This window comes from Sporosarcina sp. P3 (genome assembly GCF_002743415.1).
Lineage (GTDB): Bacteria > Bacillota > Bacilli > Bacillales_A > Planococcaceae > Sporosarcina > Sporosarcina ureae_A.
The window spans coordinates 42,329-56,766 of the sequence record NZ_PDZE01000008.1; the positions used below are offsets into that span (position 1 = coordinate 42,329).

Below are 14,438 nucleotides of genomic sequence, written 5' to 3' on the forward strand. Positions count from 1 at the left end.
TTCATTTCTGCTTACATTTATCTGCTTCCAGTGTTCACTCGATCTCCTACCAACTTATCTTTTGCCTCATTATACTGCTGGGCTAATTGTGCGACATAATCTTTTGTTGGTTGTACTTTATCGATGATACCGATTCCTTGACCGCAGCCCCAAATATCTTTCCAAGCTTTTTGCCCCGTGTCTCCACCGAAGTTCATTTTACTTGGATCACTTTCCGGCAAGTTGTCCGGATCCAAACCTGAAGCTCGGATCGACGTAGCTAAATAATTCCCGTGGATCCCTGTGAAATAATTACTGTACACAATATCATCCGAAGTGGCGTCTAAAATGGCCTGCTTATAATCATCAACTGCTCTCGCTTCTTCCGTAGCAATGAATGGTGATCCGATGTACGCAAAGTCTGCACCCATTGCTTCCGCTGCCAATACGCTTCCGCCTGTTGCTATAGAACCTCCAAGAGCAAGTGGTCCATCAAACCATTCCCGAATTTCTTGAATGAGCGCAAACGGACTCTTCGGACCCGCGTGCCCACCTGCCCCGGCCGCTATCGCAATTAACCCATCTGCCCCTTTCTCAATTGCTTTTTTCGCGAATGAATTATTGATGACGTCATGCAAAACGATTCCACCGTAACTATGGGCAGCCTCATAGACGTCTTCTCTCGCGCCTAGTGAGGTAATAATAATGGGAACTTTATACTTCACACAAAGCGCCATATCTTCTTGCAATCTTTCATTGGATCGGTGAACGATTTGATTAATCGCAAAGGGAGCCGCCGGTTTAGTAGGATTTTTTGCATTATAATCTGCTAGCGCTTCTGTAATCTCGATTAACCACTCTTCCAGTTGTGCAATTGGCCTTGCGTTTAAAGATGGCATAGAACCGATGACTCCTGCTTTACACTGCTCAATTACCGTCTTAGGATTACTAATAATGAACATGGGGGAGGCTATCACCGGAAGACTCATACTCTTTTTCAATTCTGCTACGTTCATCATACACACTCTCCTCTTTTATAATCGCTTTCAAATTTACATTATGCTTTTCTGTAAAAAAACGCACACCCTCTACTTTTGAAAACTACAAGATCTAACAAGTCCATCTTTTATACATGTATATACATGTATTTTACTTGATTTATTTGAGTTGTCAATCAATTTATGAATCTAGATTCATTTTTATGTGGATGAACTTTTGAATTCGTCTATCACTTTCTGTAATGCACCCAACTTCTCCAGCAAATCCATATACTCTGCTTTCCCTATAGCCCCTTCAATTTGTTCCTGTACTTGTACCCAAATTGGCGTGGCATCATTTAATTTCTCGTAGCCTAATTTGGTGATCGTGACCACTTTTGTTCTCGAGTCCTGTTCTGCTCTCTTGATCTGTACATATCCTGCTTCGTTTAATATATTCAAATTACGCGTGACGGTCGTTTGATCCAGCAACATCATCTCGCCTAATCTACTAATTGAAATATCAGGCGATGTATAAATATTGCCAAGCATATAATATTGGGTGATCTTCAATCCAGTAGGTTTCAACAGATGATTGTATAATTGCGTAAGTGAACCCGATACCGTACGAAGATTGGCACTGGCACATACATCAATAATGTACTTCGCTTGCTCCTGATCGAGATGTTTATTCATACTCTCCACCCCTTTCCTCCAAATAAAGATATCGAACTTTTCAGTCATCCTTGACAATATCTACTATTCTATACTAGTGTACATCTACGTGCATCATTTTTAAAGTCGTATTTCTCGACATACGTACTCGTATACCTTTACTACATGTATATACATGTAGTTAAAGTCTATCATCGAAATGGAGGTAGTAAAGATTATGAAAGAACTGAATTTATTGGACGGTATTGACTTAGAGCAAACATTGATTGGTGCCTTGGACATTACCTTTAAAGAACTGGATCCTGACAAAGTCGTATGTGAAATGCCAGTCGGGCCGAAAACTGTTCAACCTATGGGGTTACTGCATGGTGGGGCTTCTGTAGCACTTGCTGAAACAGCTGCCAGCATTGCGGCGGCTCTAAACCTCAATCCCGAGACACATTATCCAGTAGGCCTAGAAATCAATGCGAATCATATACGAGGTAAAAAAGATGGCGTCGTTACTGCTACCGCTATCCCTTTCCATAGAGGACGTACATCGATGGTGTGGGATATTCAAATAACCGATGAAGCTGACAAATTAATCAGTGTGTCTCGATGCACGATTGCTGTTGTGGAGAAAAGATAAGGTGCACCTCATAAAACTATTTCTACACAAGAAAAAACCCTGTCGCATCTTGTAGATGCGAACAGGGTTTTGCTGTTTTAACCGATTGAACCTTCCATCTCGAACTTGATCAAACGGTTCATCTCTACCGCATATTCCATCGGTAGTTCTTTTGTAAATGGCTCGATGAAGCCCATAACGATCATTTCTGTAGCTTCCAACTCAGGAATACCGCGGCTCATCAAATAGAAGAGCTGCTCCTCAGAAACTTTTGATACTTTTGCTTCGTGTTCCAATGAAATATTATTATTCAAGATCTCATTGTACGGAATCGTATCAGAAGTAGATAACTTATCCATGATCAACGTATCACACTCAATGTTGGCACGAGCTCCGTCCGCATTACGTCCGAAGTGGACCACTCCGCGATACGTTACTTTCCCGCCGTGTTGAGAGATTGATTTTGAAACAATAGTAGAAGACGTGTTAGGTGCCAAGTGCATCATTTTCGCGCCGGCATCCTGGTGCTGTCCTTTACCTGCTAATGCGATCGATAGAGTCAGACCACGTGAGCCTTCTCCTTTTAGGAGGACTGCCGGGTACTTCATCGTCAATTTAGAACCAATGTTGCCATCAATCCATTCCATTGTCGCATTTGCTTCACATACTGCACGCTTCGTTACCAAGTTGTAGACGTTGTTCGCCCAGTTTTGGATTGTCGTGTAACGGCAATATGCATCTTTTTTAATGATAATTTCAACAACCGCACTGTGTAGTGAGTTGGTTGTGTAAACCGGTGCTGTACACCCTTCAACGTAGTGAACGCTTGCGCCTTCGTCTACGATGATTAACGTACGCTCGAACTGTCCCATATTTTCTGAGTTAATACGGAAATATGCTTGTAGCGGTGTTTCTACTGTTACGCCAGGTGGTACATAGATAAATGATCCACCAGACCATACAGCAGAGTTTAGTGCTGAGAACTTATTATCTGAGTTCGGAATGACTGTACCCCAATATTGTTTGAACAATTCTTCGTTTTCACGAAGTGCAGAATCCGTGTCTTTAAAGACGATACCTAGATCTGTTAGTTCTTCTTTCATATTGTGGTAAACCACTTCAGATTCGTACTGTGCAGATACACCCGCCAAGTATTTTTGTTCTGCTTCAGGAATACCGAGTTTATCAAACGTACGCTTGATTTCTTCTGGTACTTCATCCCATGAAGTTTCCGTTGCTTCTGAAGGTTTAACGTAGTACGTGATTTCATCAAAGTTCAATGAATTCAAGTCGCCACCCCACTGCGGCATAGGTTTATTGTAGAAAATCTCCAAAGATTTTAAACGATAATCCAACATCCACTGTGGTTCTTCCTTCATACTTGAAATTTCTTCAACAATTTCACGTGTCAATCCACGTTCTGAACGGAACACCGAAACGTCTTTATCATGGAAACCATATTTGTAATCGCCGATTTCCGGCATTTGTTTTGCCATTATTATTCCTCCGTTCCATAATTGCTCGTACTATGGCCAAGGTCATTGCGACTCGCCAGAGACTCCCTTTTCCATCGCCTTCCAGCTCAATGTTGCACACTTAATACGGGCAGGGAATTGCGCGACACCCGATAATGCTTCGAGGTCATCGAGATCAATCGACTCGTCCATGTCTTTGCCTAACATCATGTCTGAAAATGTATGAGCTAACTTCACTGCTTCCTCTGTGGTCTTGCCTTTGATCATTTGTGTCATCATAGAAGCCGATGCCATTGAAATGGAACATCCTTCTCCTTCAAATTTCACGTCTTTGACGATGTCATCTTCTACGTTCATCGTTAATCGGATGACATCACCACAAGTTGGATTGTTCATGTCAATCGTGACATTTCCATTTTCCAAGACGCCTTTATTTTTCGGGTGCTTATAATGCTCCATGATGACAGAACGATAAAGTTGATCTAGTTTATTAGTAGACATCGTTAAAATACTCCTTTGTTGTGCGAAGTCCTTCCACGAGGCGATCTACGTCATCAGTGGTGTTGTAAAGATAGAAGCTAGCACGCGCTGTCGAAGAAACTTGTAGCCATTTCATCAATGGTTGTGCACAATGGTGACCTGCACGAACAGCTATACCATTCATATCCAGTACAGTCGCCACATCGTGCGGATGGACATCATCCAAGTTGAATGTGACCAATCCTGCGCGCTTATCGGGATCTCTTGGACCATATATGGTCAAGCCGTCGATTTCAGACATTTTATCCATAGCATAACCAGCCAACTCGTGTTCATGCTGTTCGATCGCATCCAAACCGATTTCTTCCAAGAAGTCGATGGCTGCACCGAGTCCAATAGCTCCTGCAATAATAGGTGTGCCGCCTTCAAATTTCCAAGGCAACTCTTTCCATGTGGATTCATACAGACCGACAAAATCAATCATCTCACCGCCGAATTCAATGGGTTCCATATTATTGAGTAAATCCTTCTTACCGTAGAGGACACCGATACCGGTAGGTCCACACATTTTGTGTCCGGAAAATGCAAGGAAGTCGCAATCTAGATTCTGTACATCAATTTTTAAATGTGGTGCTGCTTGTGCAGCATCCACACACATCACTGCCCCATGTTGATGGGCAATTTTTGTAATTTCTTCAATCGGATTCATTGTGCCGAGAACGTTAGAAACATACAGGATGGAAACGATTTTCGTTTTATCTGTAATGGTCTCTCGTACTTTATCCAGTGATAGTGTGCCGTCTTCTTCTAAATCGATATATTTTAGCACTGCGCCAGTTTCTTTAGCGAGCTGTTGCCAAGGAATAATATTGGAGTGGTGCTCCATATGTGTAATGACGATTTCGTCACCTTCCGAGACATTGGCACGGCCATAGCTTTGCGCAACGGTGTTGATCGCTGTTGTAGTACCACGCATGAAGAGTACTTCTTGCGTGGATTTAGCATTAATGAATTTACGGACTTTCTCGCGAGCACCTTCATAACTATCTGTCGCGCGATTTCCAAGTGTATGCACCCCACGGTGAACATTGGAGTTATCAAAGCGGTAATAGTGATCTAGTGTCTCAATTACTTGAGTAGGCTTTTGTGATGTCGCAGCGCTATCCAAGTAGACAAGGGGATGTCCGTTGATTTCTTGATCTAATATAGGGAAATGATTGCGGATGTCTTTGCTGAGCATTAGCGCACTTTCCTTTCAATAACCTCCGTCAATTGTTTTCTAACTCCTGCGATTGGCAATTTGCTTACGACTGGAGCTAAGAAACCATGAATAATGAGGCGTTCTGCTTCTTCTTGTGTAATACCGCGGCTCATTAGATAGAACATTTGTAGTGGATCTACACGTCCTACTGAAGCTGCGTGACCTGCTGTTACATCATTTTCATCGATGAGTAAAATCGGGTTCGCGTCTCCACGGCCTCTTTCACCCAACATCAGAATACGTGATTCTTGCACTGCGTTGGAACGAGTTGCGCCTTTCGCGATACGTCCGATTCCGTTAAAGATCGCAGTAGAGTTTTCTTTCATTACACCGTGCTTCAAGATGAAACCGTCTGTATCCAGTCCCCAGTGCACGATTTCAGATGTGAAGTTTTGCTTCTGGCTACCGCGTCCAACCACTACGGATTTCATATCACTGGATGAGCCGTCTCCGACTAAATGCGTGATGTTTTCAGAAATCGTATTGCTGTCGTTCATTAGACCAAGCGCCCACTCAATGCGTGCATGAGGTCCAGTAACACCGCGACGGTTGACATACGTTGTCATACCTTCCGCTAATACGTCGACAGATCCGTAGACAATTTTCGCATTGGCCATAGCAAATACTTCAGATACAATATTCGCTTGAGTTTCCGCATGCTCGATTGTAGAAAGATAGCTTTCAACGTATGTTACATGACTGTTTTCTTCTGCCACTAGTACTACGTGGTTAAATAATGATGCCTCTTCGTTAGAATGAACGAATAGTACTTGTAGTGGATCTTCGATTACTACGTTTTTAGGAACGTAGACAAATACTCCACCGTTGATCAGTGCTGCGTGAAGAGCTGTTAATTTATGCTCATCCACTTTGACGCCATCCGTCATCAAGTATTTCTGTAACAACTCACTGTGTTCGCGTGATGCCGTAAAGATATCCGTCATAATAACGCCTTGAGACTTCAATTCTTCGGACACCGACAGGTATGCAGGTGTGTTATTGTGTTGCACGTAAATGTTTTGTTGTTGTTCGTCATCGATCAATGCTTTCGCTTCAGTCGGTAATTCTTCCAACCCAGCGAAGATCGAGCTTTCAACTGTATGTGAAGGGAATTCCGTGAAATTCCACTTTGTAATTTTTGTTTTATCTGGTTTTGGCATTTCGAGTACTTCAGCTTTCGCTAGAGCATTCGAACGAAAATCTGCCATCCAAGCAGCTTCCTCCACTTTTGCGGAATAAGAGCGGACGTCTTGTTCGGTCAATGCCAATGTTGTTTCAACCGTCATTTTGAGTCGTCCCCTTTCTTATGCTTCTTGTCCAACAGTTTCGTCTTCAATACCTAGTTCTTCTTTAATCCAGTCATATCCTTGAACTTCAAGTTTCTTAGCTAGTTCAGAACCGCCTGTTTTAACGATCTTACCTTGCATGATAACATGCACTTTATCTGGCTCGATGTAATCCAATAAACGCTGGTAGTGAGTAATAATTAAGCAACCGAAGCCTTCGCCGCGCATTTGGTTGATTCCGTTAGAAACAATTTTCAATGCGTCGATATCTAGACCTGAGTCAATCTCGTCAAGTACTGCGAATTTCGGCTTCAACATCATTAGCTGGAGAATTTCATTACGCTTCTTCTCTCCACCTGAGAAACCTTCGTTCAAATAACGAGTTGCCATATCTTCTTCCATTTCAAGAACTTCCATCTTGCTATCCATTTCACGAATGAATTTCATCAAAGAAATTTCATCGCCTTCTTCGCGACGAGCGTTCACTCCAGAACGTAGGAAATCTGCGTTCGTTACGCCAGTGATTTCACTTGGATATTGCATTGCTAGGAACAGACCAGCTCTCGCACGCTCATCTACTTCCATTGCTAATACGTCTTCTCCATCTAGTGTGATCGATCCAGAAGTAACTTCATATTTCGGGTGACCCATGATTGCAGATGCAAGCGTAGATTTCCCCGTACCATTGGGACCCATAATTGCATGGATCTCATTTGTATTTATTGTTAAGGTAACACCCTTTAAGATTTCTTTGTCCTCGATTTGGACATGAAGATCTTTGATTTCCAAAATTGCCATTCCAATACCTCCAGTATAGTCGCGTTGAATGGTTATGATCCATTCTCTATTTAGTATCATTCTAATCTTAACCCATATTCGAGTTGGTTGCAAATCTTTAAGAATCATTACACATATTGGCTAATTTCATTGCTACTACACGGCTCAGTATATTTTTCCAGATAATTATTTTTCATTTGACTACTAGTGAATGAGAATCAACTAAACCTTAGTACATAAGAATTAGACAGAAAAAAAGCCGGTCAAGTAACCGACTTTACTACTACTCTATACTTTTTTAGTGAAACGATCGACAATCATGGCAAGCGCACCATCGCCTGTTACGTTCGTGGCTGTTCCGAAACTATCTTGTGCTAAATACAGAGCAATCATCAATGCTACCATGCCGTCAGTGAATCCTAGCATAGTCGTAAGAAGTCCAGTTGCCGCGACAACTGCCCCACCTGGCACACCCGGAGCCGCGATCATTGTGACACCTAGCATGAAGATGAATTGCAAGTATGCAGCAAAACTAACATCTAAGCCATTCATCAGCATAACTCCGATAGAACAAGAGACGATCGTAATCGTACTACCCGACAAGTGGATCGTTGCAAATAACGGCACCGCAAAATTCGTTACACGTTCGGAAGCACCCGTCTTTTTCGCCTGACGCAGCGTAACTGGAATCGTCGCAGCTGAAGACTGCGTTCCGATGGCTGTCAAATACGCAGGTAGCATCGTTTTCATTAGCATAAACGGATTCCGTTTGTTCAATGTACCAGCCACCGTATACTGGAATGTCAACATGAGTAAGTGAAGAATAATAATCATGATGAAAACAAATATAAATACAGAAAGCACATTCGCCACTTCACCTGTATAGGTCATATTCAGAAAGATTCCGAAAATATGAAACGGTAATAACGGAATGATGACGACAGAAATGACCTTATCGATAATTAAATTAAATTCATCAAAGAACGACAACATCGTCTTCCCCTTAATCGCTGCCATACCGATCCCAAGTAGAAACGCCATAAGCAACGCGGTCATGATCCCCATCATTGGATCCATTTCCATTTCGAAGAATGCCACTCCCGCTTCACGCGCACCTTCTGCAATGTCCGTTTTCGTGGTCGGATGAATGAAGTTCGGTAAAATATTCGTTGCCGCAAAATACGCAAGCAATCCCGCAATAACCGTAGAGCCGTATGCAAACGCAGCAGACATTCCGAGTAATTTCCCTGAACCTGCCCCAAGCTTGGCAATACTCGGTGCGATAAACGCAATGATGATCAACGGAACAACAAAGTTCAAGAATCCACCGAACAACATATTAAAAGTGGCCCCTAAACGAACGAACCAATGCGCGAACCCTTCGTGGATCATCGGCAATAGCAAGCCAAGCCCGATCGCTAACCCAATGGCGATCAAAATTCGCCAAATGAGCCCTAATTTAAACTTCACAATACGTCCTCCTCAAATACACATATGTACTACTCAAACAAAATTAACTTTATCACAAGTCGAAAGAATAAAGAAGATTTTGTTTGGATTTTATTGATATTTTTCTTGTGTTGTTGGTGGGTTGGGTGGGGGTTGAGCGGTTGGCGGGGTGGATTGAGCGGTTGGCCCGGTGGATTGAGCGGTTCGCGCAACACATAGAGCGGATAAACGACAACATTGAGCGGATAGCCTAGCTTATTGAGCGAGTTGCACAACTTCATAAGGGTGGACATCCCAACGCGCTCCACACGCTGTAATGAGCACATAGCCAAGCGTGTAGAGCGGTTATCATGTGGTATTGAGCGGATAGCCCGGCATATTGAGCGGTTCACGCAACGCATAGAGCGAGTAAACAACAACTTTGAGCGGGTAGCCTAGCTTATTGAGCGAGCTGTGCCACTTCATAAGGGCGGACACCCCAACGCGCTCCACACGCTGTAATAAGCGCATAGCCAAGCGTGTTGAGCGGTTATCGTGTGGTATTGAGCGGATAGCCCGGCACATTGAGCGGTTCTCCCGCGGTATTGAGCGGCTCACGTACCCCATAGAGCGCATAGCGCAATACATTGAGCACTCCACGCGCCACATAGAGCGGATAGCCCACAACATAGAGCTTTCCACCCACCGTTCAACCAAATAAAAAAAGCCGGCAGCTACAATCGCTACCGACCCTTACCTTATTATTGTACAGGAACAACGGATCCAGACCATTCATTCAAGATGAATTCTTGAATTTGCTCTGAAGTCAGTACTTCTACCAATGCTTGGATTGCATCGCTGTCTTCGTTACCGCTCTTCACCGCAATTACGTTAACATATGGAGACTCTTTATCTTCCAATGCGATGGAATCTTCCATTGGATTCAAGCCTGCATCGATAGCGTAGTTGGAGTTGATCAACAATGCGTCGCCTTCGTCGTTGTTATACAACTGAGGCATTAATGCCGCTTCGTAGTTTGCGTCAAATTCTAAGTTCTTTGGATTTTCTACGATGTCGTCTACTTCAGCTTTCACTTTTTCTACGTCGTCAGCTAACTTGATCAATCCTTTTTCTTCAAGCATAGCAAGTACGCGGCCATGATCGGCAACCGAGTTACTGATTAAGATCGTTGCACCGTCTGGTAGATCTTCCAATGAATCATATTTCTTAGAGTACACACCGATTGGCTCGATGTGAATAGCGCCTGCATTGACGAAGTCATAACCGAAATCAGCTATTTGGCTCTCTAAATACGGAATGTGTTGGAAATAGTTCGCGTCAATTGTCCCTTCGGCCAAATCTTTGTTTGGCAATACGTAGTCTGTGTAACTCTCTATTGTTAAATCATAGCCTTTTGCTGCTAATAATGGCTTAGCCTCTTCCAAAATTACTGCATGCGGTGTATTAGACGCGCCGACTATCAGTGACGTTTTCTCGCCTTTTTCTGCATCATCTACATCGGGTGCCCCATTATCCTTACTACCTTCGTCTTTTGTTCCGCAGGCTGCCAGTGCAAGCACTAATACAGCAGCGAATAGACCGAATAAAAACTTCTTCATATCCACATTTCTCCCTCTCCATGATGGAATGTTTTATGGTTAACAGGTTCCCCTGAAAATCCTATTATCGCTTGTCCAAACGTTTTACAATGAAATCACCTATAAACTGAATGATAAACACGATGACTAGTACTAATATTGTCGCCATCATTGTGACATCTCCACGGTTACGCTGAAACCCTTCGAGATAGGCAAGCGTACCGAGTCCTCCAGCACCGATGACCCCGGCCATCGCTGTGTAGCCGACGAGTGCAATCGACGTCACGGTAATACCAGACACGAGGGCTGGCATGGATTCTGGTAACAATACTTTGAAAATGATCGTAGATGTTTTGGCACCCATTGAACGCGCTGCTTCGATCACTCCTTTATCGATTTCCTGCAATGCAATGAGCACCATGCGGCCGTAAAACGGAGCGGCACCAATGATCAATGCTGGCAACGCGGCATTCGGCCCACGCATGCTTCCTATCAATAAATTCGTCAAAGGTAACAATAAAATAATCAAAATAATAAAGGGAATTGATCGGAATATATTTACGAAAGCGCCTGTAAAGATATTCGTGATTTTATTCGCCCATAACTGACCAGGATTTGTTAAAAACAATAACAGACCGAGTGCAATACCAAAAATAAACGTGAAGACCGTTGAGTAGGCAGACATATAAAGCGTCTCGCCTGTTGCTTGCCACATTTTATCCCAATTAACGTTCGGGAACCATTGTTCAATCATGGATCAGCACCTCCGTCTTCACTTCATTGGCATCTAGGAAAGCAATGGCTTCCTCTATGACTGCCACGTCACCTACTAATTGCAAGACAAGTGTGCCGTATGCGCCATCACGCGTCGTTGAAATATTCCCTTGTACGATGTTGACATCGATTGGGAATGTACGAATCAATTCGGCAAGCACCGGCTGCTCTGTACGTTCACCAATGAAAGCTAGCTTGATCAACTTGCCATGCGGTGACTCTTCCTGTAAATGCGCCATTGCGGTGTCGGTATCGCCGGTATCGGTCACCTGCGAAATGAAACGCTTCGTAATATCCGCTTGAGGGGATTGGAAGACATCCAGTACATTGCCTGCTTCCACAACTTGCCCTGCTTCCATGACCGCCACACGATGACAGATCTTGCGAATGACGTGCATTTCATGCGTAATCAACACGATCGTTAGACCGAGACGTTCATTGATGTCCGTCAATAAATCCAAAATTGCATTCGTCGTCTCAGGATCGAGCGCGGACGTTGCTTCATCACAAAGTAATACTTCTGGATCATTTGCAAGCGCGCGAGCAATGCCGACACGTTGCTTCTGGCCGCCTGATAACTGCGATGGGTACGCATGTTCACGGCCTGTCAATCCAACGAGGTCAATTAACTCTTTCACTTTTTGCTTCCGCGCCGATTTCTTTACGCCAGCAATTTCAAGAGGAAACATAATATTTTCTTCTACTGTTCTTGACCATAGTAAGTTAAAGTGCTGGAAGATCATACTGATTTTCTGACGCGCATCACGAAGGCCAGCACCTTTTAGCGTTGTCATTTCTTGACCATGAATCATAATACTGCCGGATGTAGGTGTTTCAAGTCCATTTAATAGTCGAATCAATGTACTTTTCCCTGCTCCACTGTACCCGATGACGCCGAAAATCTCTCCTTCTTCGATGGTCAATGTCACGTCATCTACCGCGACAATTTCTGAACGGTTCAATTGGAATCTTTTTTGAACGTTTGTTAGTTGAATCATTTTCCGCACCACCTTTAGTAAGTCTTTTGGAAAGCAACACGGCGCTTTCCGCTTTTGTTTCATCTAGCTGCAGATGCCAGCTCCTCGGGTCGTTTCAGACTTGCCAAAAAGGCAAAGTACGCCTTTGTGACAAGTCTTCCAACGCCTGTCGGAGCTAAACGGCATCTTCCGCTTTTGTTTCATCCAGCTACAAGCGCCAGGCTCTCGGGTCGTTTCAGACTTGCCAAAAAGACAAAGTACGCCTTTGTGGTAAGTCTTCCAACACCTGTCGAGCCTACACGGCGCTTTCCGCTTTTGTTAATAAAAAAAGCCTTCCTGCAGACAAGCAGAAAGGCCGAACGTATGTAGTTATGTACGTTACCATTTCTCTCATCTATCAAAGCATTGCGCTTTGAGTGAATTGGCACCATTTCACAAATGTGACGGTTGCCGGGCTTCATAGGGCACTTCCCTCCACCGCTCTTTATAAGAGTTACGTATTCAATTGATTAACTACTTATACCATACTTTGATTTCTATTGTCAACTGAGTTTCTCTAGTAGGTACGGGACGGATTGAAAGGCGTAAATCTTTTCTAAAGGCTGTCCTTTGCGCTGAATGAGTAAACAAGGGACGCTTTCCACCTCATATTCTATTGCGATTTCCTGCACGTAATTCAAGTCCGCCTTGCCAATTGGTAATTGCGGACACATCGTCTCGATCACCGTGAGCATTTTTGATGCAACTGCACACGTCCCGCACATGGGTGTATATAAATAAAAAGCGGCTACTTGCTCTGCCGCCTGTGCGCGTTGCCAGTCTTCGATTGTCCAATTATTCATGTGGTCCACCTGCCAAGTATTTGGAATGTACTTTAAAATTGGCAGCAGCTAAGATGCTAGCCAATAGTTTAACAGGAGTCGTTTCTACTTCGCGATAGAGACGATCTGTATATAAATGTTGCGCTTCTGGATACAGTTGTTTGAACAGCTTACGAATAGACTCACCTGACGCGTCCGCATCCATAAAGACGAATAAGTCTTGCTGCTCGTACGGTTCAAGCAGTTCTTCAATATGATACGCACTGATGGTGCCATTCGTACAAAGAATCTCTACAGGCTCTGCCAGGATCGGCACTAACCGTTTACGATCCTGTCCGCCTTCTACAATGAGAACTTTCGGGTCCATCCTGTTTCCTCCTAGCGTGTAAAAAAAGCGCTTGGACGTTCCAGCGCTTTTTCTTTTAGTCTATTATTCAGCTGTCATTTCTTCGTACTGCTCAGCTGTCATTAATTCATCTAGTTCAGCTTTATTATCGATTTCAACTACTACCATCCATGCACCTTCGTATGGAGACTCGTTAACCAATTCTGGGCTATCTTCAAGGTTTTCGTTCACTTCTACAACTTTACCAGTAAGTGGAGCGTACAATTCAGATACCGTTTTCACTGATTCAACGCTTCCAAAAGGCTCGTCTGATTTCAATTGATCGCCCACTTGTGGGAGTTCAACGAATACGATATCCCCTAGTTCAGACTGTGCGAAATGTGTGATTCCGATGCGGTATTTACCGTCTTCTTCTTTTACCCATTCGTGCTCTTCTGAATAACGTAAATCTTTTGGTGTGCTCATGTCGTTACCTCCAAAAATATAATAGTTTGTCTACCTTTAGTTTGCCATAGTTCCCCTGTAAAGACAAGAATCTAAATCACTTCTTCCACGTTTCCATGAATGTTGTTTCATTGAATCCGACAGTCACTTTTTGGTTGTCAGAGACGATTGGGCGTTTGATGAGCATTCCGTCTGAAGCGAGGAGTGCGATCTTTTCATCGTCGGTCATCGTGGGTAGTTGGTCTTTTAAGTTGAGCTCTCGATATTTCTTGCCACTAGTGTTGAAGAACTTTTTCATTTCGAGTCCGGAGTTCGCGATCATGTTGCGAAGTTCGTCTTCGCTTGGAGGTTGTTCAGCGATGTTCTTTTCTTCGAATGAAATCCCTTCGTCCGTAAGCCATTTTTTTGCTTTGCGGCACGTGGTGCATTTGGGATAGCCGTAGTATGTCATAGTCATAATAGTCCATCTCTCCTTTTTTTCAGTATAGCAAATAGTGGGGTGTTGATGCGAACTTGGCGGTGTTTCATTGCGG

General features: G+C 43.6%; 16 protein-coding genes and 1 riboswitch. Of the genes, 1 reads left to right on the forward strand and 15 read right to left on the reverse strand.

The features are described from left to right. Positions 1 to 17: 17 nt before the first annotated feature. Positions 18 to 998 (reverse strand): NAD(P)H-dependent flavin oxidoreductase, encoded by a 981-nt coding sequence (locus tag CSV61_RS11195; RefSeq protein WP_099639282.1) that lies wholly within the window; start codon positions 996 to 998, stop codon positions 18 to 20. A 180-nt stretch (positions 999 to 1,178) separates the two neighbouring features. Continuing rightward, positions 1,179 to 1,652 (reverse strand): MarR family winged helix-turn-helix transcriptional regulator, encoded by a 474-nt coding sequence (locus CSV61_RS11200; protein ID WP_099639283.1) that lies wholly within the window; start codon positions 1,650 to 1,652, stop codon positions 1,179 to 1,181. Positions 1,653 to 1,848: 196 nt separating this feature from the next. On the opposite strand from CSV61_RS11200, the gene CSV61_RS11205 reads away from it, so the two are divergent. After that, positions 1,849 to 2,259 (forward strand): hotdog fold thioesterase, encoded by a 411-nt coding sequence (locus CSV61_RS11205; RefSeq protein ID WP_099639284.1) that lies wholly within the window; start codon positions 1,849 to 1,851, stop codon positions 2,257 to 2,259. A 77-nt stretch (positions 2,260 to 2,336) separates the two neighbouring features. On the opposite strand, the gene sufB is transcribed toward CSV61_RS11205, so the two are convergent. From sufB to CSV61_RS11270, 13 genes are all read right to left on the reverse strand, one after another. Next, complete coding sequence (gene sufB, locus CSV61_RS11210) at positions 2,337 to 3,734, reverse strand: Fe-S cluster assembly protein SufB (protein ID WP_099639285.1); 1,398 nt, start codon at positions 3,732 to 3,734, stop codon at positions 2,337 to 2,339. A 42-nt stretch (positions 3,735 to 3,776) separates the two neighbouring features. Beyond that, complete coding sequence (gene sufU / locus CSV61_RS11215) at positions 3,777 to 4,214, reverse strand: Fe-S cluster assembly sulfur transfer protein SufU (RefSeq protein WP_083033009.1); 438 nt, start codon at positions 4,212 to 4,214, stop codon at positions 3,777 to 3,779. Next, the gene (locus CSV61_RS11220; RefSeq protein WP_099639286.1) at positions 4,204 to 5,433 is read right to left on the reverse strand and encodes a cysteine desulfurase; all 1,230 of its coding nucleotides are present in this window, start codon (positions 5,431 to 5,433) and stop codon (positions 4,204 to 4,206) included. The genes sufU and CSV61_RS11220 overlap by 11 nt, the downstream gene beginning before the upstream one ends. Continuing rightward, positions 5,433 to 6,740, reverse strand: a complete 1,308-nt coding sequence (sufD, locus tag CSV61_RS11225) for a Fe-S cluster assembly protein SufD (protein WP_083033015.1) — start codon at positions 6,738 to 6,740, stop codon at positions 5,433 to 5,435. Before sufD ends, CSV61_RS11220 begins: the two co-directional genes overlap by 1 nt. Before the next feature lie 18 nt (positions 6,741 to 6,758). Next, entirely contained in the window at positions 6,759 to 7,538 is a 780-nt protein-coding gene (sufC, locus tag CSV61_RS11230) for a Fe-S cluster assembly ATPase SufC (RefSeq protein WP_083033017.1), read from the reverse strand. 267 nt (positions 7,539 to 7,805) lie between these two features. Continuing rightward, positions 7,806 to 8,987, reverse strand: coding sequence for a dicarboxylate/amino acid:cation symporter (locus tag CSV61_RS11235; protein ID WP_099639287.1), 1,182 nt, complete (start codon positions 8,985 to 8,987; stop codon positions 7,806 to 7,808). Positions 8,988 to 9,706: 719 nt separating this feature from the next. Next, a complete protein-coding gene (locus CSV61_RS11240) occupies positions 9,707 to 10,564 on the reverse strand; it encodes a MetQ/NlpA family ABC transporter substrate-binding protein (protein WP_099639288.1) in 858 nt (285 codons plus the stop codon). Positions 10,565 to 10,628: 64 nt separating this feature from the next. Then, positions 10,629 to 11,297, reverse strand: coding sequence for a methionine ABC transporter permease (locus tag CSV61_RS11245; RefSeq protein WP_083033029.1), 669 nt, complete (start codon positions 11,295 to 11,297; stop codon positions 10,629 to 10,631). Further along, complete coding sequence (locus tag CSV61_RS11250; protein ID WP_099639289.1) at positions 11,290 to 12,315, reverse strand: methionine ABC transporter ATP-binding protein; 1,026 nt, start codon at positions 12,313 to 12,315, stop codon at positions 11,290 to 11,292. The genes CSV61_RS11245 and CSV61_RS11250 overlap by 8 nt, the downstream gene beginning before the upstream one ends. A 366-nt stretch (positions 12,316 to 12,681) precedes the next feature. Then, a riboswitch (SAM riboswitch) is annotated at positions 12,682 to 12,787 on the reverse strand. Positions 12,788 to 12,836: 49 nt separating this feature from the next. Then, a complete protein-coding gene (locus CSV61_RS11255) occupies positions 12,837 to 13,136 on the reverse strand; it encodes a thioredoxin family protein (protein ID WP_083033034.1) in 300 nt (99 codons plus the stop codon). Then, complete coding sequence (locus tag CSV61_RS11260) at positions 13,129 to 13,482, reverse strand: toprim domain-containing protein (RefSeq protein WP_099639290.1); 354 nt, start codon at positions 13,480 to 13,482, stop codon at positions 13,129 to 13,131. Before CSV61_RS11260 ends, CSV61_RS11255 begins: the two co-directional genes overlap by 8 nt. Before the next feature lie 63 nt (positions 13,483 to 13,545). Beyond that, complete coding sequence (gene gcvH / locus CSV61_RS11265; RefSeq protein ID WP_029054457.1) at positions 13,546 to 13,926, reverse strand: glycine cleavage system protein GcvH; 381 nt, start codon at positions 13,924 to 13,926, stop codon at positions 13,546 to 13,548. Between the two features lie 76 nt (positions 13,927 to 14,002). Continuing rightward, positions 14,003 to 14,362 carry an arsenate reductase family protein gene (locus tag CSV61_RS11270; RefSeq protein ID WP_099639291.1) on the reverse strand — a complete coding sequence of 120 codons (360 nt, stop codon included), beginning with the start codon at positions 14,360 to 14,362 and terminating at the stop codon, positions 14,003 to 14,005. Positions 14,363 to 14,438: the final 76 nt, after the last annotated feature.

Bases quoted from the DNA above. Each gene is read 5' to 3' on its own strand.
- CSV61_RS11195 (WP_099639282.1), bottom strand. From the start codon at position 998: ATGATGAACGTAGCAGAATTGAAAAAGAGTATGAGTCTTCCGGTGATA.
- CSV61_RS11200 (WP_099639283.1), bottom strand. From the start codon at position 1,652: ATGAATAAACATCTCGATCAGGAGCAAGCGAAGTACATTATTGATGTA.
- CSV61_RS11205 (WP_099639284.1), top strand. From the start codon at position 1,849: ATGAAAGAACTGAATTTATTGGACGGTATTGACTTAGAGCAAACATTG.
- sufB (WP_099639285.1), bottom strand. From the start codon at position 3,734: ATGGCAAAACAAATGCCGGAAATCGGCGATTACAAATATGGTTTCCAT.
- sufU (WP_083033009.1), bottom strand. From the start codon at position 4,214: ATGTCTACTAATAAACTAGATCAACTTTATCGTTCTGTCATCATGGAG.
- CSV61_RS11220 (WP_099639286.1), bottom strand. From the start codon at position 5,433: ATGCTCAGCAAAGACATCCGCAATCATTTCCCTATATTAGATCAAGAA.
- sufD (WP_083033015.1), bottom strand. From the start codon at position 6,740: ATGACGGTTGAAACAACATTGGCATTGACCGAACAAGACGTCCGCTCT.
- sufC (WP_083033017.1), bottom strand. From the start codon at position 7,538: ATGGCAATTTTGGAAATCAAAGATCTTCATGTCCAAATCGAGGACAAA.
- CSV61_RS11240 (WP_099639288.1), bottom strand. From the start codon at position 10,564: ATGAAGAAGTTTTTATTCGGTCTATTCGCTGCTGTATTAGTGCTTGCA.
- CSV61_RS11245 (WP_083033029.1), bottom strand. From the start codon at position 11,297: ATGATTGAACAATGGTTCCCGAACGTTAATTGGGATAAAATGTGGCAA.
- CSV61_RS11250 (WP_099639289.1), bottom strand. From the start codon at position 12,315: ATGATTCAACTAACAAACGTTCAAAAAAGATTCCAATTGAACCGTTCA.
- CSV61_RS11255 (WP_083033034.1), bottom strand. From the start codon at position 13,136: ATGAATAATTGGACAATCGAAGACTGGCAACGCGCACAGGCGGCAGAG.
- CSV61_RS11260 (WP_099639290.1), bottom strand. From the start codon at position 13,482: ATGGACCCGAAAGTTCTCATTGTAGAAGGCGGACAGGATCGTAAACGG.
- gcvH (WP_029054457.1), bottom strand. From the start codon at position 13,926: ATGAGCACACCAAAAGATTTACGTTATTCAGAAGAGCACGAATGGGTA.
- CSV61_RS11270 (WP_099639291.1), bottom strand. From the start codon at position 14,362: ATGACTATGACATACTACGGCTATCCCAAATGCACCACGTGCCGCAAA.